General features: G+C 62.8%; 18 protein-coding genes and 1 pseudogene. 6 read left to right on the top strand and 13 right to left on the bottom strand.

Annotated features, from left to right (window positions below; genetic code table 11):
• Window positions 1–18 precede the first annotated feature (18 nt).
• Window positions 19–399 (bottom strand): nucleotide pyrophosphohydrolase, encoded by a 381-nt coding sequence (locus O1Q03_RS21335; protein ID WP_269505922.1) that lies wholly within the window; start codon window positions 397–399, stop codon window positions 19–21.
• A 139-nt stretch (window positions 400–538) separates the two neighbouring features.
• Here O1Q03_RS21335 and O1Q03_RS21340 point away from each other — a divergent pair.
• Window positions 539–963: pseudogene (locus O1Q03_RS21340) on the top strand (fumarylacetoacetate hydrolase family protein); the annotation flags it as partial.
• Window positions 964–1,140: 177 nt separating this feature from the next.
• Here O1Q03_RS21340 and O1Q03_RS21345 read toward each other — a convergent pair.
• Window positions 1,141–2,232 carry a porin gene (locus O1Q03_RS21345; RefSeq protein ID WP_269505923.1) on the bottom strand — a complete coding sequence of 364 codons (1,092 nt, stop codon included), beginning with the start codon at window positions 2,230–2,232 and terminating at the stop codon, window positions 1,141–1,143.
• Between the two features lie 139 nt (window positions 2,233–2,371).
• Complete coding sequence (locus O1Q03_RS21350) at window positions 2,372–3,085, bottom strand: hypothetical protein (protein ID WP_269505925.1); 714 nt, start codon at window positions 3,083–3,085, stop codon at window positions 2,372–2,374.
• 174 nt (window positions 3,086–3,259) lie between these two features.
• Here O1Q03_RS21350 and O1Q03_RS21355 point away from each other — a divergent pair, with 174 nt between their 5' ends.
• Window positions 3,260–3,862, top strand: coding sequence for a TetR/AcrR family transcriptional regulator (locus tag O1Q03_RS21355; RefSeq protein WP_269505926.1), 603 nt, complete (start codon window positions 3,260–3,262; stop codon window positions 3,860–3,862).
• Between the two features lie 80 nt (window positions 3,863–3,942).
• On the opposite strand, the gene O1Q03_RS21360 is transcribed toward O1Q03_RS21355, so the two are convergent.
• From O1Q03_RS21360 to O1Q03_RS21370, 3 genes are read right to left on the bottom strand one after another with little or no spacing between them, the layout of a single operon-like run.
• The gene (locus tag O1Q03_RS21360; RefSeq protein ID WP_269505927.1) at window positions 3,943–4,542 is read right to left on the bottom strand and encodes an Arm DNA-binding domain-containing protein; all 600 of its coding nucleotides are present in this window, start codon (window positions 4,540–4,542) and stop codon (window positions 3,943–3,945) included.
• On the bottom strand, window positions 4,539–5,162 hold the full coding sequence (locus tag O1Q03_RS21365) for an ABC transporter ATP-binding protein (protein ID WP_269505929.1): 624 nt from the start codon (window positions 5,160–5,162) through the stop codon (window positions 4,539–4,541). Before O1Q03_RS21365 ends, O1Q03_RS21360 begins: the two co-directional genes overlap by 4 nt.
• A gap of 9 nt (window positions 5,163–5,171) precedes the next feature.
• A complete protein-coding gene (locus O1Q03_RS21370; RefSeq protein ID WP_269505931.1) occupies window positions 5,172–5,495 on the bottom strand; it encodes a hypothetical protein in 324 nt (107 codons plus the stop codon).
• A gap of 349 nt (window positions 5,496–5,844) precedes the next feature.
• Between O1Q03_RS21370 and acnB the strand changes: the two genes are divergently transcribed.
• Entirely contained in the window at window positions 5,845–8,430 is a 2,586-nt protein-coding gene (gene acnB, locus O1Q03_RS21375) for a bifunctional aconitate hydratase 2/2-methylisocitrate dehydratase (protein WP_269505933.1), read from the top strand.
• 341 nt (window positions 8,431–8,771) lie between these two features.
• On the opposite strand, the gene O1Q03_RS21380 is transcribed toward acnB, so the two are convergent.
• The 4 genes from O1Q03_RS21380 to O1Q03_RS21395 all read right to left on the bottom strand — a co-directional run bounded on the left by O1Q03_RS21380 (window position 8,772) and on the right by O1Q03_RS21395 (window position 14,006).
• Window positions 8,772–9,896, bottom strand: coding sequence for a porin (locus O1Q03_RS21380; protein WP_269505934.1), 1,125 nt, complete (start codon window positions 9,894–9,896; stop codon window positions 8,772–8,774).
• Window positions 9,897–10,149: 253 nt separating this feature from the next.
• Entirely contained in the window at window positions 10,150–11,475 is a 1,326-nt protein-coding gene (locus tag O1Q03_RS21385) for an MFS transporter (protein ID WP_269505935.1), read from the bottom strand.
• Between the two features lie 98 nt (window positions 11,476–11,573).
• The gene (gene mhpA, locus O1Q03_RS21390; protein WP_269505937.1) at window positions 11,574–13,097 is read right to left on the bottom strand and encodes a bifunctional 3-(3-hydroxy-phenyl)propionate/3-hydroxycinnamic acid hydroxylase MhpA; all 1,524 of its coding nucleotides are present in this window, start codon (window positions 13,095–13,097) and stop codon (window positions 11,574–11,576) included.
• A 57-nt stretch (window positions 13,098–13,154) separates the two neighbouring features.
• Window positions 13,155–14,006: a fumarylacetoacetate hydrolase family protein gene (locus tag O1Q03_RS21395; protein WP_269505938.1), complete on the bottom strand. Its 852-nt coding sequence runs from the start codon at window positions 14,004–14,006 to the stop codon at window positions 13,155–13,157.
• A gap of 146 nt (window positions 14,007–14,152) precedes the next feature.
• On the opposite strand from O1Q03_RS21395, the gene O1Q03_RS21400 reads away from it, so the two are divergent.
• Both O1Q03_RS21400 and O1Q03_RS21405 read left to right on the top strand, forming a co-directional pair.
• On the top strand, window positions 14,153–14,719 hold the full coding sequence (locus O1Q03_RS21400; protein ID WP_269505939.1) for a VOC family protein: 567 nt from the start codon (window positions 14,153–14,155) through the stop codon (window positions 14,717–14,719).
• Window positions 14,720–14,889: 170 nt separating this feature from the next.
• Window positions 14,890–15,702, top strand: coding sequence for an IclR family transcriptional regulator (locus tag O1Q03_RS21405; RefSeq protein WP_269505941.1), 813 nt, complete (start codon window positions 14,890–14,892; stop codon window positions 15,700–15,702).
• 183 nt (window positions 15,703–15,885) lie between these two features.
• Here the strand turns inward: O1Q03_RS21405 and O1Q03_RS21410 are convergent, their stop codons facing one another.
• Window positions 15,886–16,809, bottom strand: coding sequence for a LysR family transcriptional regulator (locus O1Q03_RS21410; RefSeq protein ID WP_269505943.1), 924 nt, complete (start codon window positions 16,807–16,809; stop codon window positions 15,886–15,888).
• Between the two features lie 67 nt (window positions 16,810–16,876).
• Here O1Q03_RS21410 and O1Q03_RS21415 point away from each other — a divergent pair, with 67 nt between their 5' ends.
• The gene (locus tag O1Q03_RS21415; RefSeq protein ID WP_269505978.1) at window positions 16,877–17,494 is read left to right on the top strand and encodes a LysE family translocator; all 618 of its coding nucleotides are present in this window, start codon (window positions 16,877–16,879) and stop codon (window positions 17,492–17,494) included.
• A gap of 22 nt (window positions 17,495–17,516) precedes the next feature.
• Here O1Q03_RS21415 and O1Q03_RS21420 read toward each other — a convergent pair whose 3' ends face one another.
• Both O1Q03_RS21420 and O1Q03_RS21425 read right to left on the bottom strand, forming a co-directional pair.
• Window positions 17,517–18,653 carry a succinylglutamate desuccinylase/aspartoacylase family protein gene (locus tag O1Q03_RS21420; RefSeq protein WP_269505944.1) on the bottom strand — a complete coding sequence of 379 codons (1,137 nt, stop codon included), beginning with the start codon at window positions 18,651–18,653 and terminating at the stop codon, window positions 17,517–17,519.
• A gap of 44 nt (window positions 18,654–18,697) precedes the next feature.
• Complete coding sequence (locus O1Q03_RS21425; RefSeq protein ID WP_269505945.1) at window positions 18,698–19,846, bottom strand: succinylglutamate desuccinylase/aspartoacylase family protein; 1,149 nt, start codon at window positions 19,844–19,846, stop codon at window positions 18,698–18,700.
• Window positions 19,847–19,953: the final 107 nt, after the last annotated feature.

The raw sequence follows: 19,953 nt of genomic DNA on the forward strand, positions 1-19,953 counted from the left end.
CCCGGGCGCCGCACAACATCATTGCCCTGAATTTTTATACTCGGAGTATTTTCGCGAATCGCCCCGCACTTTGTCAGCAGGATACTTCGCGCGATTGATTTCCATCTTCTCCAGCACCGCTTGAAACAGATCGACATCCATCTTGTCCGCGAGGCGAATCAGATAAACCAATACGTCAGCCATCTCGTGACGAACGGCTGTCAGGTTAGCTTCGCCAAGCTCACTCTTTTCGCCCGAAACAAGCCACTGAAATGGCTCCAGCAATTCGCTTGCTTCGACGCTAAGCGCTGTAGCCAGATTCTTCGGCGTATGGAACTTGTCCCAGTCGCGCTCGTCAACGAACTGCCGGACGAGTTCGCGCAACGCCGCTAGATCATTTCGCAACTCGGACTTTTCCATGTGGCAACTCCCTACTGCATATCAGGAACGATTGATGCCGTCGGCGGCATGCGGGTATGAGAAATCTACTCTTGTACTTGCAAGCGCGGATACCCAGTACGGACTGCCGCAATGATATAGGAACCGGAATTCGCAGTTGACAGGCGCATTCGCCATCCAGCTCGAAGCGTCGATCCTCAGCGCGCGGCAACTCGCGCAAGGGCAGCAACCGCACACCCTGACACGCACCAGCTTCCGGCACCAGTACTGGACGCTCGGACAAATGATTGCGCACCATACGAAGGGAGGCTGCAACCTCCAGAGCGGCGACTTGCTCGGAAGCGGCACCGTTTCGGGCCCGGCGTCGAACGAAGCCGGTGCATTGATCGAACTGACGGTAGGGGAACACGCCCCGTAGACATCCGCAACGGTGAGGATCGCACGTTTCTGGAAGACGGGGATACCGTCATCTTCCGAGGCTGGTGCGAGCGCGACGGTTTTGCACGAATCGGTTTCGGCACCAACTATGGCACGGTATTGCCGGCGCCAGCCACGGAAAACGCAAGCCGATCGATCATTCTTTAACCGGTGATCACCAAGCGTGAGAGCCACGTAAGCGGTTCTCGCAGCACGATGGCCTTGCATGCATGGCCATCGGCGTAGACGCTTCGAACGTATAACCCTATGTGCGGGCACAGTCGCGAAGCCCGCGTCGGCAACCGTGGCTGGCGGGGGCTTCGATTCACGTCGTGCCGAAGGTGCCTAGAACAGGTGGCGAATACCGACAACACAACCCGTGCTGCCTCCGGTCGGTTCGTATAACGCACCGTTCACCGTAAACCCCGTATGCATCAACCCATGGTTATTCACAAAGGCCGCAGCGCCGTACAAGGTCGTCTGTTTCGACAGATAGTAGTAGAGCCCTGCCGACGTCAGCAGCGAATGATTGGAGGGATCGTTACTGTCCCGCATGTACCAGACACCCACGTCGGTAGACAGTGCCGGCGTGATGAAATACTCGCCTCCCACGGCGTACACCGTCTCGTTGAAGGAGCTGGCAATCTTGTAGCTCGTGTACGATCCTTTGAATGTCGCGGCACCCCATTTGTAGGCAGCGCCGACGGTACGACCGACGAATTCGACCGTCGACGGAAACGGGGTGGATTTGCTTGCCGAACCACCGGGGTTCCCGCTGAATAGCGCTGCGTTGACCACCAGATATCTCCACTCGTATCTCACACGAGCAGCGTACTGGCGGCCGGCCTGAAATCCGCCCGGATCTCCGCCCAGGGCGAGCAGTGCACTCGCCTGTATGCCGGCGATGGTCGGGCTCGTATACGACACGGCATTTGCAACGAAGATGCCCGTCGCAAAAAAGTTGCCCATGTAAATGCCGGCCTGGCTGCCGAAGAACGATGCATGCCTCGCATCCGTATCGACGATTGCGAGTCCGAACGGCGAGTATTGCGTGCCGGCCTTGATCGTCCCGAATTTCCCGGTCAGGCCGACGAATGCTTGTCGTCCGAACAGGTTCCCGTTCGAATTGCCGAGCGCTCCGTTGTTCGCGGTGTAACCGCTTTCCAATGTAAAGATCGCCTGTGTGCCCGCCCCAAGATCCTCCGTACCGGTTATTCCGAAGAGGGAACCCGAGATGCCCCCATCCGTTGCCGATATCTGGTGTGAGCCGCCCGCCCCCGATCCCATGTCGAAGCTGCGGCTCGCGTACATGATGCCAGCGTCGACGACACCGTACAGGGTGACACTACTTTGCGCATAGGCGCTCGACCAGCAAACCGACATCGCGATCGCAACTGGTGTCAGTAGAAGCGAATGGGCTCTCCTGTTGTATCTCATGATCCGGTGCCTCCCTTGATGAAATAGTTGTACTGATCAATTGAATCTGAACCTTGCGTCACACGATCGATGCCATCTTCCGCGCCACAGGTGTGCGGTGCGCCGCACGGCTCGCTCGAAACGAGCGAGCCTGCGAATGTCATGCACTCACGGAAAGCGCCAGAGGCATCAGATCGTCCGGTTGCGTCCGGGTGACGGCGTAAAGCTGGAACCAGTTGTACCACTCGACCATCAGGTGATCGGCGTGGCCGCGAACCAGTTCGTCCGGCGCGGTCGATGGCCAGTAGATTTCCAGCCGCGCATCGAACCCAGGAGACGTATCCCTGAATTGATGCAGCAAGTAGCCGACGGTCTCCCCGTCAGGCGATTCGATTCTTCCCATCATGCGATGTGGCATATCGCGCGCCAGTTCGATCGGGATGCCACTCCAGTTCTCCAGATGCCGCAACCTCAAAAGTGCCGGTGACTTCGTATGGCCTGGCACCTCGAGAATGCCCACACGTCCGTCGGAGAACGGCAGCGCACCGAGATGCTCGGGATGAGCGCGCAGCATCGCAGGACTGTTCGGACCGCCATAGCCCTCCCAGAACCACTTCACAAACGCTGCGCCGTCTCCGACCGCGACGTGCGCTTCGACAGCCGACGACCTGAAGTGCCCATTTGCCGTTAGCGCCCAGTCCCGTTCATTCGACTCGTGCTCCGCGATCTCCTTCGCGAATAGGCGCACCATGCCTTCCGCGCCCAATTTCTCCATCAACAGGGCCATCACATGTCTTGCCCTTTGGACTTCCATCCTGAGGATGTGCTCGCCGGCCACCTCTGTACCTGACTTGAAAAACGTCACTGACTTCACTCCACCCTCCTGAGCGCGATTGAACGAGTCGACATGTTTTCGCATCCCGCCCGCTAATGCAAGTAAACTTGCATTAGCGTTTACCGCAGGCCGCCCTGCCGTCGTCCGTTTGCGGCCCGGTTCGATGCGCTGGGCACCGCAAGCGTCAGCCGATGCCGCGTGTAAAATCGGCCCATGCCAAATTCAATCGAACACGAATCGCCATCGCCACGCCGCCGTCTCGGCGGCCGTAGCGCGCGAGTCCGCGATGCCGTGGTTGCCGCCACGATTGCGCAATTGCAGGTATCCGGTTTCGAGGGGCTCAGCATTGGTGCGGTCGCCGCGCTGTCGGGCGTGAACGAGAGTTCGATCTATCGTCGCTGGAAGAGCAAGGAAGGCCTGATGATGGAGGCCATCTTCGAGCTTTTCGCCGAAAACATCGTGATACCCAACCGAGGCTCGCTTCATGCGGATCTCGTCGCGCTCATGTCGGCGACCGTGCGCTATTTGCGAACGGGGGTGGGCAGGTCCGCTATTCAGTTCGTGCTCGCCACTTACAACGATGCCGGCGTAACCAGCGCGTTGCACAGGTTGTGGAGCAACCGTTTTTCAGCGGTCCAGCAGATCTTTGAACGCGCGTCGAAAAAGGGCGAGTGGCCTGCGGAAGCCGACCCGATGCCTTTGCTTCATTGCCTGATTGGCGCGGTCTACCTGCGAACATTCGTGCTGCGCGAACGCATCACGCCCCGCCAGCTTCGAGAACTGACGCTTTGGCTGTTGCGCGGGCGAGAAGCCTGATCCGGCGAGTTGGATCGGGCTCGAAAATAGGTACTCGCGCCTGCGATCAAATTGGGTTGGTCGTCGTCCGCAAAGCCATGTCAGGCAACGGTTGACATGAAATTCGGGTTCCTGAACGAAAAGCCATCCCGTCGAGCCAGGAGCCAATCAGGAAGGAGCCGGTGCGGCGCGTAGTCCCGCACTTCGGCCAGGTTGAGCATCTTGCGCAGGCATGCCGGAAGCCGGTTCGCCGTAGCGGCGATGCGTGCGGTGTCCCGCATCAGTGTGGCGACGCGCGCCCGCGTCACATCGGGTAGCTTGAGCTTGCCCGGAGCCGGAACGACGTGACGATCGATGAAGCGTTCGTCCCTCTCGACGGTTCGCGGCTTGGCGTATTTCTCGATGAGCTGTCCGCACAACGCCTTGGCCGTGGAAGCCATCCGCTCGGCCAGCTGGGCGGCGCTCGGGTCGTTGCACTCGTGCACGTCGGCCAGCCAGCCCTGCGCAACCGCGCGGGCGTTCTCGACGGTCAGCTCCCCGAATTGGCCGATTTTTGGTCGACGGCGCTCGCCCCCGGTCGTGCGGTACTGGAGCGTGAAGGCCTTGCGGCCGTGAGCGGTGACTTTGCAGAAAAATCCGGGGACCAGAGTGCCCCGCAGTTCGTCATCGTCCGCGCCGACAGCCGCCCACCTTCCCGTCACACCGACGTGCCAAGCTCGGCGAACCCGATCGTTCGGGCGCCGCAAGCCTGAGCCAATCGCAGATCGTGGCTCGAGAAAAACACCACGCGATCCTTCGACAACGTTTTGAACAGGTCGACCAGCACCGCGCGCGCACCGGCATCCAGCCCGTTGCCGGGCTCGTCGGCGATGACGACGGCCGGCTCGCCCAGCGAGACCGCGGTCAGAAATATCTTCTTGCGCGTGCCGAGCGACATCTGCTCGAAACGCTTGTCGAGATGCGGCGCGAGTCCGAAACGATCCGCGAGTTCCAGCGTCCTGTCGCCGACCACCGTCTTTTTGGCCGACGCGACCAGTTCGAGAAACGCCCGTCCGGTCTGGAACGGGTACGCCATGCAGTCGTCCGGCACATAGGCGAGCGCCGATTTCGCCTTCAGCGGCTCGGCGCGCAGCGAATGTCCGTCGAGCCAGACCTCGCCTTCATCGGCGTCGAGCGTGCCGGCCAGGATGCCGAGCAACGTGGTCTTGCCGCTGCTGTTTTCGTCGCAGAGCGCGACGCATCCTGCACCGAGATCGTGGTGCAGGCCGTGGAAAATGACACGTTCGCCGTAGCGTTTCGACAGGTTTTCGAATCGAAGCATGATGTATCGTCAGATGAAGATGGGCCACATGACGGCGACCCACAGTGCAGCCAGTGTCGCGCCGAGCAAGACCGCTTGCCGCGGCAGATGGCACTGCGGCCATCGCAGCAACGGCAACAGCGGCGCCGCGGACAACAGCACCGCAGCAGCGCGCGGGAGCGACAGCACGCCGTGCGCCGCCAGCATCATCGGCCCGACGGCCGCGAATGGCAATGCCAGCACCGCGACGGTCAGCACATCGGCGCCAACCTGTGCGGCTCTCGCGCGGGGCATGGACCGCATGAACGCGGCGGCATGCGCGTGCGCCGTACGCAGATCGCGCGACAACCGCATACCGCTTCTCGCGATGACGGATCGGCCTGCCGCCCCGCCCGATGACGATCGCACGACAACATGTCGGCTACGTGCCGCGAACGGCGCCGGATTCCGCGCGCACTCGCCGGAACGAATCTGTCCCCTTATGTGCGAACGCGTTCCCGCACACCGCCCGGCCCGTGTCGTGCGTCAAGGAACACGCCGATTTTCCGCGCTTCTGGATCAACTCTTATATAAGACATAAGACATTTGACGCTTCACCATATTGCGATTAGAATCCCGCTCAAAGTAGTGAAGTCGTGTCCGGAACAGCCTCGGCGTGCCTGGAAAGCCCTTCCCCTGAAACGCAATCTCAGCAGGTCCCCCCATGCTTGAAAACTTTCGTGCTCACGTTGCCGCCCGCGCCGCGCTCGGTATTCCTCCCCTGCCGCTGACGGCTCAGCAAACGGCCGAACTGGTCGAACTGCTGGCGAACCCGCCCGCAGGCGAAGAGCAGACGCTGCTCGATCTGATCACCCACCGCGTGCCCGCAGGCGTCGACGAAGCCGCTCGCGTGAAGGCCGGCTTCCTGGCCGCCGTCGCGAAGGGCGAGACGGCCTGCCCGCTGATCTCGCGCGAACGCGCGACCGAACTGCTCGGCACGATGCTCGGCGGTTACAACATCCAGCCGCTGATCGAGCTGCTGTCCGACGAAGCCGTCGCAGCGGTCGCCGCCGACGCGCTGAAGAAAACCCTGCTGATGTTCGACCAGTTCCATGACGTGAAGGAACTCGCCGACAAGGGCAACGCACACGCGAAGGCCGTGCTGCAGAGCTGGGCCGACGCAGAATGGTTCACGAGCCGTCCGGAAGTGCCGGAAAGCCTGACCATCACCGTGTTCAAGGTCACGGGCGAAACCAACACCGACGACCTGTCGCCGGCACCGGACGCCACCACCCGCCCGGACATCCCGATGCACGCGCTCGCGATGCTGAAGAACGCGCGCCCCGGCATCACGCCGGAAGAAGACGGCAAGCGCGGCCCGGTCAAGTTCATCGAATCGCTGAAGGAAAAGGGTCACCTGGTCGCCTACGTCGGCGACGTGGTCGGCACCGGCTCCTCGCGCAAGTCGGCCACCAACTCGGTGCTGTGGTTCACCGGCGAAGACATCCCGTTCGTCCCGAACAAGCGCTTCGGCGGCGTGTGCCTCGGCGGCAAGATCGCGCCGATCTTCTACAACACGATGGAAGACGCCGGCGCACTGCCGATCGAACTCGACGTGTCGCAAATGAACATGGGCGACGTGGTCGAACTGCGCCCGTACGAAGGCAAGGCGCTGAAGGACGGCAAGGTCATCGCCGAATTCCAGGTCAAGTCCGACGTGCTGTTCGACGAAGTGCGCGCCGGCGGCCGCATTCCGCTGATCATCGGCCGCGGCCTGACCGCGAAGGCACGTGAAGCGCTCGGCCTCGCGCCGTCGACGCTGTTCCGCCTGCCGCATCAGCCGGCCGACAGCGGCAAGGGCTTCTCGCTCGCACAGAAGATGGTCGGCCGCGCATGCGGTTTGCCGGAAGGCCAGGGCGTGCGCCCGGGCACGTACTGCGAACCGAAGATGACCTCGGTCGGCTCGCAGGACACCACGGGCCCGATGACCCGCGACGAACTGAAGGATCTGGCGTGCCTCGGCTTCTCCGCCGACCTCGTGATGCAGTCGTTCTGCCACACCGCCGCGTATCCGAAGCCGGTCGACGTGAAGACGCACCAGACGCTGCCGAACTTCATCAGCACGCGCGGCGGTATCGCGCTGCGTCCGGGCGACGGCGTGATCCACTCGTGGCTGAACCGCATGCTGCTGCCCGACACCGTCGGCACCGGCGGCGATTCGCACACGCGCTTCCCGATCGGCATCAGCTTCCCGGCGGGCTCGGGCCTGGTCGCGTTCGCGGCCGCCACCGGCACGATGCCGCTGGACATGCCGGAATCGGTGCTGGTCCGCTTCAAGGGCAAGATGCAGCCGGGCGTCACGCTGCGTGACCTCGTCAACGCGATCCCGCTGTACGCGATCAAGCAAGGCATGCTGACGGTCGCCAAGCAAGGCAAGAAGAACATCTTCTCCGGCCGCATCCTCGAAATCGAAGGCCTGCCCGACCTGAAGGTCGAACAAGCGTTCGAGCTGTCGGATGCGTCCGCCGAGCGTTCGGCCGCCGGTTGCACGGTGCACCTGAACAAGGAACCGATCATCGAGTACCTGAACAGCAACGTCACGCTGCTGAAGTGGATGATCGCGCAGGGCTACCAGGATCCGCGCAGCCTGCAGCGCCGCATCGCTGCGATGGAGCAATGGCTGGCCGACCCGCAACTGCTGTCGCCGGATGCCGACGCCGAATACGCGGCCGTCATCGAGATCGACCTCGCCGACATCCACGAGCCGATCGTCGCCTGCCCGAACGACCCGGACGACGTGAAGACGCTGTCCGACGTCGCCGGTGCGAAGATCGACGAAGTGTTCATCGGCTCGTGCATGACCAACATCGGTCACTTCCGTGCCGCGTCGAAGCTGCTCGAAGGCAAGCGCGACATTCCGGTCAAGCTGTGGGTCGCGCCGCCGACCAAGATGGACCAGAAGCAACTGACGGAAGAAGGCCACTACGGCGTGTTCGGCACGGCCGGCGCACGGACCGAAATGCCGGGCTGCTCGCTGTGCATGGGTAACCAGGCACAAGTGCGCGAAGGCGCGACGGTGATGTCGACGTCGACTCGCAACTTCCCGAACCGCCTGGGCAAGAACACGAACGTGTACCTCGGCTCGGCGGAACTGGCAGCGATCTGCTCGCGTCTGGGCAAGATCCCGACCAAGGAAGAGTACATGGCCGACATGGGCGTGCTCACCGCGAACGGCGACAAGATCTACCAGTACATGAACTTCGACCAGATCGAAGACTTCAAGGAAGTCGCCGACACCGTGCAGGTCTAAGCATGCTGCCGCGCTGCGGCGGGTTACGCCCGTCGTAGCAGCACGCAATGGCGCCGCGGGCTTGATGCCTGCGGCGCCATTTTTTTTGGTTCTACCTGAATTTCCGGGGAAACACCGGGGAGGAACGTCGGCTTTCCGCTAGAAGCAGTCCAATGCAAACGCGGACAAGAACCTTATGTCCAACCGCTTTCGCAGAGACAGCCGCCGCCTGCTGGTCCGTCTCGATCGGCGCATTGGACGACGCGATATGGGCATCCGATCGCAAGATCGTACAATCGCACGATACTCGGCCCGGATATCCTATTCCTCTCATGCGGAGCTGGACGGAGCCGCGCTCAGTGTTAGAAGCGGTGCCTGATTCCGGCGACCACGACGTTCTGGGTGCTGGTGGTAGACGGCGCATACAGGTAGACATCGGCAACGGCATGGGGACCGGACTTGCGTTGAAACGTGTCGAAGATGTATACGTCGGTACGTTTCGACAGGTTGTAGTCGATGCTGAGCTGAGCGCCGTTCCAGTGTGGGTTGGCGTCCAGACCGCCGTACCTGCCACTCGTGTAGCTATAGCCCGCCGCGAACGTCAAATCCGGCATTGCCATATAAGAGACAGACACGTCATAGTTATTCAGCGACAGACTGGTTCCATCACTATAGGTGTAACGGATCGCGTCGATCACGGCATTAAGCCGAACCCCATAACCAACATCGTAGCGGCCGCCGATCCCGTAGTTGCGTTGTCTCTTGACACCCGCAGTGGCATTGAGTGGACTCGTTCGGAACAGGAAGAAAGGTGCGCCCGCGTAGTCGTCGGTGACTGCGCCGTTCGCGTTGACGGTGCCGGGCTGATCTATCTCGACGTACGCCGCCGCAATCTGGAACGGCCCGTGTACAAGCCGCGCGCCTGCGCTGAACGCTCGATTCACCGAGAACTGACCGGCCGCATTGCTGAACGCATACATCGCCTCGACGTCAAAGCCGCCAAGGTTCGGGGAGCGATATTTGATCGCGTTGTTGTACCGCCAGCTTCCCATCAAATTGTCTGCGTCGCCGGGGGCGGCGAGCAAGCCGGTATTGGCGACGCCCGCGGCAAACGGGGTAAGGTAGTCCCAGAACATGTCGTACTGGCGTCCAGCCGTCAGCGTACCGAATCGCGCGTCCGACAGGCCTACGAAGGCCTGTCGCCCGAACATGCGACCGCCCTGGCCGAAACGGCCGTTGTTGATGTCAAAACCGTTTTCGAGTTGGGCGATGGCCTGCGTGCCGCCCCCGAGGTCCTCGTTGATCTTGAAACCGATACGGTTGTTCTGATTTGAACCGCTTAGAAGGCGATAACTATGGGCCCCGCCTTCATTATTTGCCCAGGTGAGCCCCTCGGAGATCAGGCCGTACAACGTCACGCTGCTTTGGGCGGCTGCATGGCCGGAGGCGCAAAGTGCGGCGACTAAAATCAGACAATGCTTGTTCATTCTGTGTCTCGTTATATTTGACGACATGGGTGTCGAAGAGATTGGCACCGATGTGCGCGGCGCTTCCGGCCGAAGTGCCGTCCAAAAGCGCTGCGCGAAAGGGCCGGCCTGCGGACAGGCGCGAGCCTCCGAGGCGCGGAGCGTGGCAGACGATTTACGAACAGGTTGCCCTTCGGCTCGGAACAAACAGAACCGGGGAGCGCGCCGTTGGGCGGCTACGTTGTTTCGCGGCGGTTGAATGCGACGTCACACGTCATGCGGTTTCCCGGCGGGCCGAGGTGGGCAGCAAACTTGCTTTCGGCAACGCAAAACTCGCGAGCAAGGCGATCGCGCATGCCCCGACGACGTAGTAGGCGGGCGCGATCAATGATCCTGTCTCACGGACCAGCATGGTGGCGAGCAACGGGGCAAAGCCGCTGAACACGACCACCGAGATGTTGTATGTCAGGGCGATGCCACTGAAGCGGACCTGGACAGGGAACTGATCGGCGAGGACGGACGGCCACGTACCGCTTGCGAGTGAAAAGACCACCGCGGCGAGCACGAATAAAACCACCGGATTGACGGTGTGATTCACAAGCGCCCAATAAAACGGGTAGCAGAGCACGATCAGCAGCGCCGCTGACGTTCGCAGCAGGTATCGGCGCGCAATCTTGTCTCCGAGCCAGCCCGCAGCGAGCAGACCGAAGGAGCTGACGACCAGATAGGCGTTCTGGGCGATTGCCGCCGTGCGGGGCGCATAGTGCAGTTGCTGGACCAGATAGGCCGGCATGTGACCGTAGAGGATGCCATTGACGCCGGCCATCACCGCGATCGTGAGCGCTCCTGCGACGACAGCTTTGTGATGATCCCGCAGGGTCTTCCGGAACGGCTGTTTGACGACCGCGCCCTGCATCTCCTTGAACTCGGGAGACTCGTCCAGATTGCGACGCATCCAGTAGGACAGGAGTCCGCAGAATCCGCCGAACAGGAACGCAATCCGCCAGCCATAAGCGGCCGCGTCGGCGCTGGAGAGGTAGCTTTGAATGCCGAGATTAACGAAGGTGGCGAGCAAGACACCCACGTTGACCGCGCAGATGATGATGCCAGCGGCTAGCCCCGCACGATGCGGCGCCGCTTCCACGGCATAGGTAATGGCGCCGGGCATTTCTCCGCCGACGCAAAAGCCTTGCAGCATGCGCAACAGGATCAGCAGGATCGAGGCCGCGATTCCCCAGCTCTGGAAATTGGGCAGCAGCCCCAGACAGATCGTGGCTGTGGTCACCACAATGATCGAGCCCAGAAACACCGGACGTCGGCCGTACCGGTCCCCCCAGCTGCTGAGGACGATGCCGCCGAGCGGCCGGATGACGTAGCCGATCGCCAGCACTGAAAATGCGGCCAGCATGCTGATCAACGACGACGCGTTCGGGAAAAACTGGGCCGCGATATGATGCGCGAAGAAACCGTAGACGATGAAGTCGTAAAACTCCAGCGAACCGCCCAGGCTCGCGATGAGAATCATCTTCCATTGCGCCCGCGATAAGCCGGTAGCGCGCGAGTGGTCAGCGACGCCGAGCGGGTGGCGAGATAGCTCCATGACTCCTCCAAGGATTGTTGGCTTTTTCGGCCAATCGGTTGTGTGCGTTGCCGCGATATGTCAGCGGTTTGACGCTGTCTGTGTGTCGTCCTGCCCGATCAGGCGGTGGCGGTCTGCAGTACGGGGAACGCGTGTTCGAGCAACGCATGCAACGATGCGCTATCGCGTGCGACGCCGTACACGTAGCGGTCGGGCCGGATTAGCGCCGCTGCGGCGCCCGTTGACGCTAACCATGTACGCACGGCGTCTGTGTCGTTGACGAGCTCGACGCCCGCCCGTTTAGCGCGCTCGGCAATGTCATCACATACGGCCAGCAGTTCGGGCAGCGCGACGAGCGCAAACCGATAGCCGATCACGTCATCCATCAGACGCCCGTCTGCCAGGCGGGGCTGCGGCGCGATCTGTCCCACCGCCGCTGACGAGGAAGCGTCGAGACAGGCCCCCGGTCCGAGCTTCGGTTGCGGCGTGACAAAGTTGCGAATCGCGGCGCTCATCTCGTTGTCCCGGCTAGTCGCGGCCTCGGAATTGGTCGTCTGAATGACTGACCCGAGTTGCACCGCGGTTTCGATAAACTCGCGCACATGAGGCGAACGTTCCGATTCGTACGTATCGAGCAGCGTATCGGGCGAAGCGCCACGAATGACGGCGCCGAGCTTCCATGCAAGATTCGACGCGTCGCGGATGCCGGCCGCCATCCCCTGGCCCATGAAGGGCGGTGTCTGATGCGCAGCATCGCCAGCCAGCAGCAGTCGTCCGCGGCGCCACCCATTCGCCACGACCGAGTGGAAGGTGTAAATCGCGGAACGCTCGAGCCGGGCGTCGGCGGGCGAAATCCAGCGGGCGAGCTTATCCCACAGCCATTCCGGGGACGCGAGTTGCGTCACGTCATCTCCCGGCATGACCATGATTTCCCAGCGGCGGCGATTTTCCGGGCCGCGGGTATAGGTCGTCGGGCGCGCCGGATCACAATACTGAATGGAGAAATCACCAAGGTCGGGGCGCGGCGTGTCGAGCAAGACATCGACGACGACCCAACGTTCGTGCGATTTCAGATCGGTGAGCTCGGTACCCATGAATCGTCGCGCAATCGAGCGCGCGCCATCGCATCCGACCACATAGCGAGCCGTCGCACGGCCAAGCTTGCCGCAGCGGGTGTCTTCGAAGCGGAGCTGGACGCCGTCGCCGGTCTCGTCAAGCGCGAACACTTCATGACGCAGCCGTACATCGACGTTTGCCTGACCCGCCAGGCGATCGCGCAGCGCGCTTTCGAGGTCGGGTTGATGAAACTTGTAGCTGGCGCACCAGCCGTGCGGCCCAATGCACGTGGGGCGTGGCCAGTCGATCAGGAGTTGGCCGGCGGCGTTGACGAATTTCATGCCGGGCGCGACAAACAGTTTGGGAAGCAGCGTATCTGCGAGCCCGATGCTCTGAAATACCCGCATGCATTCACCGTCAAAATGCACTGCGCGGGGCAACGCAAAAATGTCCTTGTCTCGCTCCAGCACGAGTACCCGCAAGCCCTCGATCGCCAGCAAGTTGGCCAGCGTCGCACCAGTAGGACCGAGGCCGATGATCGCGACATCGTAGTCGCATGCGTGCATCGAAATGGTTTTATCTGACATGTCTACATCCACTTGATGAGGCGCCGGACGCGCAGGGGCGCGCCCGGAAACGAATCTTCATGCTTCGTCGGCAATCGGATTGGAGAGCACGCCGATCCGGTCGACTTCTACTTCGACCCGATCGCCAGGCTTCATGAACAGGGGCGGATTGCGCTTTGCTCCGACGCCGCCGGGCGTCCCGGTGACGATGACGTCGCCCGGCGCGAGCGGCGTAAAGGTCGACAGGTAGGCAATCTGCCTGGCGATGCCGTGAATCAGCATCTGCGTGGTCGCGCGCTGCACCTCCTGACCATTCAGACGCGTGACGAGCGTCATGAGGGCGTTCGGCTCGATCTCGTCGCTCGTTACCATCCACGGCCCGAAGGCGCCCGTGCGATAAAAGTTCTTGCCCGGTCCCCACTGGGTGGTGTGACGCTGCCAGTCGCGCACCGAGCCATCGTTGTAGCACGCGTATCCGGCGATGTGATTCCACGCGTCGGCTTCAGCGATGCGCCGCCCACCGCGCCCGACGATCACGGCGATTTCACCCTCGTAGTCGAACTGCTGCGACTCGGGCGGACGCAACATTGGCTGTCCATGGCCCACTTGCGAGGCTGGAAGCCGCATGAAGATGACCGGCTGCTCGGTCGTTTCGCGATTGGTTTCCTTCACGTGTTCAGCGTAGTTGAGTCCGACGCAGAAGATCTGCTCGGGGTTCGGAATCACCGGCAGCAGCGTCACTTCCGACAGCGGATAGTCGCCCTTACCAGTCCGAGCCGCCTGCGCGGCCTCGCCCAGCGCGTCGGCGGCAATCAGTGCCTTCAGGTCGGCATAACGACCGTTCAGGCGTTTGCCAAGGTCGATGACGTCATCGTCGCGAAGGACACCGAACGAAGAGCCTTGATGGGTAGAAAAGCTGACGAGTTTCATTGATGCTCCAGAGGGATAAAAAGTCGGTTAGATCAACGCCGTCGACCGAAATAAAGTCGTGCATTTATCGTATTTTGAGAATAAGCTACATTTAACGATGAACACAACGTGTTTTTCCTTAGGGTTTATCACTACCGGAGACGAGCATGGATGGTATGAAGAAAGCGCGACGCGGCCTGTCGTTGAGCCACATGGGCTTCTACGTGTGCGACATGGCACGGGTGGAGGACTTCTATTCGCGGGTGTTGGAGTTCACAGTGACCGATCGTGGGATGCTGCAGACGCCCAACGGTGAGGTGCGGCTGGTGTTCCTGAGTCGTGATCCCGCGGTGCATCACCAGATCGTGCTGGCGAGCGGGCGGCCGGAGCAGCTGGCATTCAATCCGATCAATCAGATTTCGCTCGAAGCGGACAGTCTCGACACCCTCAGGCAGTTTCACGCGCGCTTTGTCTCGGAAGGCGTGGAGGAGATCCGCCCCGTCACGCACGGCAATGCGATTTCGATCTACGCGCGAGATCCCGAAGGCAACCGGCTGGAGCTGTTCGTCGACACGCCCTGGTATGTCGATCAGCCGATGCGCGTACCCGTGGATTTCGACTTGCCTGACGCAGCGCTGATGGCCGCCGTCGAACAACACGCGCGCGCATTACCGGGATTCAGGCCACGCGCCGAGTGGCAAGCGGAGATGGCTGTGCGCATGGGTCTTGCGTAAGCAAGCTGCTTGCTCGGTTGGCGGGCTATAGGGCCAGCACAAATCAGGGGCCGTGCACAAAGCAGGCTGTCGGGCGTGGCGCGCCCGAGCGCTTGCGGTGAGCCGGGAAGGCCGTCGGGAAAGCGCGCGAGTGGCATAATCCGCTTACATGACAGGAGTTCAGTGCCCAAATGTCGAGCATCACCCGGCTTTTATCCATCCTTGAACTGTTTTCGGAGAACAAGCCTTTTTTGTCCGCCGAAGACGTTGCTGCCGAACTCGATTGCTCGGCGCCCACGGCTTATCGCTATGTGCGTGAACTCGTGGATGCGGGTTTGCTCGTCCGGTTCACCGGCGGGGAATACGGTCTCGGCCCGCGCATCATCAGGCTGGATTACCATCTGCGCGCTTCCGATCCTCTGCTTGCCGTTGGCCAGCCGATCATGCACGAGTTGAGCGAGCATTCCGGCTTTGATGTGGTGATGTCGCGCTGGTACGGAAACGAGCTTGTCGACACGCACCGGGAGACTCACGACGCGACGCTTGATCTCCGATACGGCCGCGGCCGGCCACGCCCCCTGTTTCTCGGCGCCGCTCCGAAGGCGATACTTTCCACGTTCCCGAAGGCCAAGCTCTCGTTCCTGTTCGAACAATATCCCGAGGACATCGCGCAAAGCGGCCTCGGGACGACGCTGGAAGAGTTTAGAGCTTCGCTGTTCAAAATCCGGCGCGCGGGCTTTTATCTCTCGAGAGATGAGTTGGAACACGGCGTGTCGGCGCTCGCATCACCGCTATTCACCGACGACTCCGGCGAAGCGGTCGGATCGCTTGCGTTGATCATTCCGACTCAACGTCTCGAGTTCGCCAATCTGGAGCGTCTCGTCGAATCGCTACGGGAAGCCGCGGCGCGCATGTCACAACGCACGCGGGCGGCCATTGAAAGCCATGGAACTGCAACGGCTTCGCTGTCGCACACCGTGTCGCCAACCAGGCGTTCGGCATAATTCACGGCCATTTGCGCCGATGAGCGGTCGGTCCAGCTTCCGAAGGGCCGCTTCAAAACCGACTTGAGGCGGCTAGAGGACGTTCGTGAAAGGCAGGAACGAGTGCACAAGCGACGCCTACGGAAATCCACGAAGCACTATTTTTGCATAGCACCGAGGTCGCACAACGATCCGGCGCACACGTCAAACCATCTTCCTCAACCAGCCCAACAGCGCCGACTGCGCGCTACCGTCCTTCACCGGCTCCGGCGTCAGCAGGCAATACTGGGAACCATCTTCGACGAACCCCATCGGCGCGACCAGCACGCCGCTATCGAGATCATCGCGCACGAGATGCCACGGGCCGATCGCGACACCCAGCCCCGCGACGGCCGCCTGAAGGCTGAAATAGAAATGATCGAACGTCTGCCCGCGTCCGCCTCCCGGCGGTTGATGCGCGGCCGCCGCCCATTCCTTCCACGCGTGCGGCCGCGTGCGCGTATGCAGTCGCGGCACGCCGCGCTTCAACGCACAGTCGCCGCGACTGCCCGAAAACCACGTGTCGACCTTGTCCGGCCGACACACCGGCCCCACCCTTTCCGCGAACAGTCTCTCCGCGTGATAACCGGCGGGCCACGCAAAATCGTTGCGACGAATCGCCATGTCGATGCCGTTGTCGAACGAGAACGGGCCGCCCGCCGCCGCGAGATGGATATCGACGCCCGCGTAAGCCGCCTGGAAGTCCGGCCAGCGCGGAATCAGCCAGCGCATCAGCAACGTGGGCTCGCACGACAGCACCCAGCGCTGCGCACGGGCCGCGTCGGCCCGCAACTCGTTTGCGGCCTGCTTCATCAAATGCAGACCGTCATGTACCGCCTGCGCCAGCTTCCGCCCCGCATCGGTCAGGAACACACGCCGGCTGCGCCGCTGGAACAACGCCACACCGAGATCGTCCTCGAGCAGACGCACCGCGCGACTGACCGCGCCGTGCGTCAGATGCAACTCATCGGCGGCGCGGCTGAAATGCTCATGGCGCGCCGCCGCCTCGAAGCAGCGCAGCGCCATCAGCGACGGCAGATTGGCACGCATCTCATGTGAGTCGAACTCACCATTCTGGTCAGAAATCATCGCTTTTCCTGGCGAATCATGGTCCCTAATATTCGCTCATCACGATGAAAATCAAAAGGACGATGCAATGACGGAATGGATAGTCGTAGTCACCATCACTTTGCTGGCCGTCATCAGCCCGGGGCCGGATTTCGCGATGGTCACGCGCAACAGCCTGATGCTGTCGCGCCGATCGGGCTTGCTCACCGCGTGGGGGATCGGACTGGGCGTGACGATTCACGTGAGCTACACACTGCTCGGCGTGGGCCTGCTGATCCGCCAGTCGCTGTGGCTCTTCAACGCCGTCAAGCTGGTCGGCGCGATCTACCTGATCTACCTCGGCGTGAAGATGCTCGCGGCCAAGCCCGCCGACGATCGGCCCTCGACGCAGGCCGTGCCGCTGTCCGATCCGGCGGCGCTGCGCACCGGCTTTCTGACCAACGTGCTGAATCCGAAAACCACCGTGTTCATCGTCAGCCTGTTCATGCAGGCGGTCCGCCCTGAAACGCCATTGTTCGTGCAGATCGGTTATGGCTTGTTCATCGCGCTGGCGCACGCGGGCTGGTTCAGCCTCGTGGCCGTCTGTTTCTCGGCCGATGCCGTCCGCGATCGTTTGCTATCCTTACGTCACTGGATCGACCGGACCTTTGGCATCCTGCTCGTCGGCTTCGGCGTGATGCTGGCCATCGCGCGCGGCAGCCGTTGAGCGGCGAACTGCCTGCCCAACGTCAATCCGGCAGCAGCGCCCCGCTCACCCGCCCCGGTATCGCATCGCGGCCGGCAATCATCGCGATGCGCTGCCCGGCGAGCACGAACGGCACGTGCATCCTCGCGACCAGCATTCCCGGTGTGCGCGAGCGCACCGCCACGCGATGCTGCGCGCCGTCCGCGGCTGCGTCGACGATTTCCGCGATCACCGCATCGGCGTCGACGTGCTCGCCCACCGCCACCTTCCAGCACACGATGCCGGTACGCTCGGCCTTCACGTGATCGACGGCCTCCAGCGCAGCCACGGCCGGCGCCGCATGCGCGAGCGTCGCACTGCGATCGGCGACGATCGCCTCCGTTCGCAGGAACTCGATCAACCCGTCGGCATCGCGGCTGGCGAGCGCATCGGATACGTCGCGCTGCCCGCGCAATTCGACGACCGCCGAAAAACCCGGCCCCGCTTCATCGGCGCGCAAACCGGGCACGCCGTGCTTGCGCAATTGTGCCCACGCATCGTGAAACGCCTGGTCGAACGTGCCGCCGCCCGCATGCTCCTCGAGCAACAGGATCGACGCATCCACGCAGCGCGCCAACGCCGTCGCGCGTGCTTCGTGCGCCCAGTTGCCGTACACGTGCATCACTGCAGTCTTGTCGCAATGCAGATCGAGCGCGACGTCGTGCGCGAATGCGCGATGCAGCAGCATCGCCTTCAGATAGTCGACCGGATCGGCGGCGGCGGCCGGCGGCGCAGATAACGCCGTCAGCCACGCCTTCGCGTCGCGCACACTGCGCGGCACGTCGCCTGCCTCGATCCGCCGCGCGACCGCGGCCCGCATGTCCGGAAAGCGCCGATCGAAGTTGCCGCTTCCGGCGCAATCGAACCGCCCGGTCAGCGCGCCGCCGATGCACTGCTGCATGCCGATCGGATTGGCCCACGTCATGACGGCCACGCGGCCGCCCAGCATGCCGGCACGCTCGAGCGCAACGAGTCGTTCAAGCAGATGCTGGATAACCAGCAGCCCCGGCACCTCCCCGGCGTGCAGCGCGGCCTGAACGTAAAGCGAGCGCGCGGCGCCCGCGGGGCCGAACGTGTATTCGCGCAACGCGATGCGCATGCCCGGCGCCGTTCCCGGCAGCGGGATTTCCAGCTGTTCCATCCGGCACTCCAGTGTTCGGATCGATACGATTCGTGCGGCCGATATCAGAAGTCGAGCAGCAGGTTCCCGGGATCCCGCTCCGCCAGGATCGTGTCGCCGGCGATCAGCGCGGCGCGCTGCCCGGGCCGCACGAGCTTCTGCAGTTGCCGCACGACCATCACGCCGTCGATCGGGCTGACCACCGGCATGCGCGCGTTGATGCCGTCGCCGTCGAGACGCACGACTTCCGCGAACGTCTCGCCCGCGGCGATGCGATCGCCCGGTGCGCGCCGATAGGCGATCACGCCCGCACACGGGCACCGCACATGCGCGGCACCCTGCAGCGGTAACACGGCAGGGATGACGTCGGCCCGATCGTCGCCATCACCGATTTCCGGCAGCGACACGATCCCTTCGGCGTGCGCGAAGCGCAGCAGGTTGCGCGCATCGCGCCGCGCCAGCGCATCGTCGACATCGGCCTGGCCGCGCAACTCGATCGTCGCCGAGAAGCCGCCCTGCGCTTCGTCGAAGATGCCGGCCTGTTGCAGCGCGCCCCATGCGCTCGAATGCGTCTGGTCGAACGCGCCGCCGCCGGTGCCGTGCGGCTCCAGCATGACCACCGGCGCGCCGATCATCCGCGCGATCGTCTCGGCCCGCGTGCGCTGCAACGTCGACGCGTAGACATGCGCGATCGCGTCGGTGTCGCAATGCAGGTCGAGGACGATGTCGTGATCGACCGCCAGTCGCGCCAACGCGAGCTTCATCGCGGCCGCCGGCGTCAGTTCGCTGCGCGCGTCGAGCAACTCGCGGAACAAACGCTTCCAGTCCTGCCGCGTCATGTCGCGCGCGTGCGGCGCGTCGAGACGCTGCGCGACGGCCCGCTCCAGCAACGGGAAATTGCGATTGAAGTTCTCCCCGTTCTCGAAGTCGAAGCGCCCGACGACCGGCCCGAACAAGCGCTGCGACAGCCCGATCGGATTCGCATACGGCACGACCGTGACGGCCCCGGCGATGCGTCCCGCGCGCTCGAGTTCGTGCAATGCATCGAGCACATGCTGCAGCACGAGCAGCCCCGGATGTTCGTCCGCGTGCAGCCCGGCCTGCAGATACAGGCTGCGCCCGGCGTCGGGATTGCCGAATCGGTGTGCGGTCAGATGAAGCGCGACGCCGGGTGCCGGCGACGGCAAAGGCAGTTCGATACGTTGGTAGGTCACCTGCTGTCTCCTCGAACGGATGTCGGTGTGCAGTCGCGAGAGGCCCGAACGCGCGCTTCGCGGCGCGTCGACGCCCTCGTCACACCGTCCATAAAATGTAGATTTTT

Origin of the sequence: Burkholderia sp. IMCC1007 (genome assembly GCF_027257875.1) — a bacterium.
Lineage (GTDB): Bacteria > Pseudomonadota > Gammaproteobacteria > Burkholderiales > Burkholderiaceae > Burkholderia.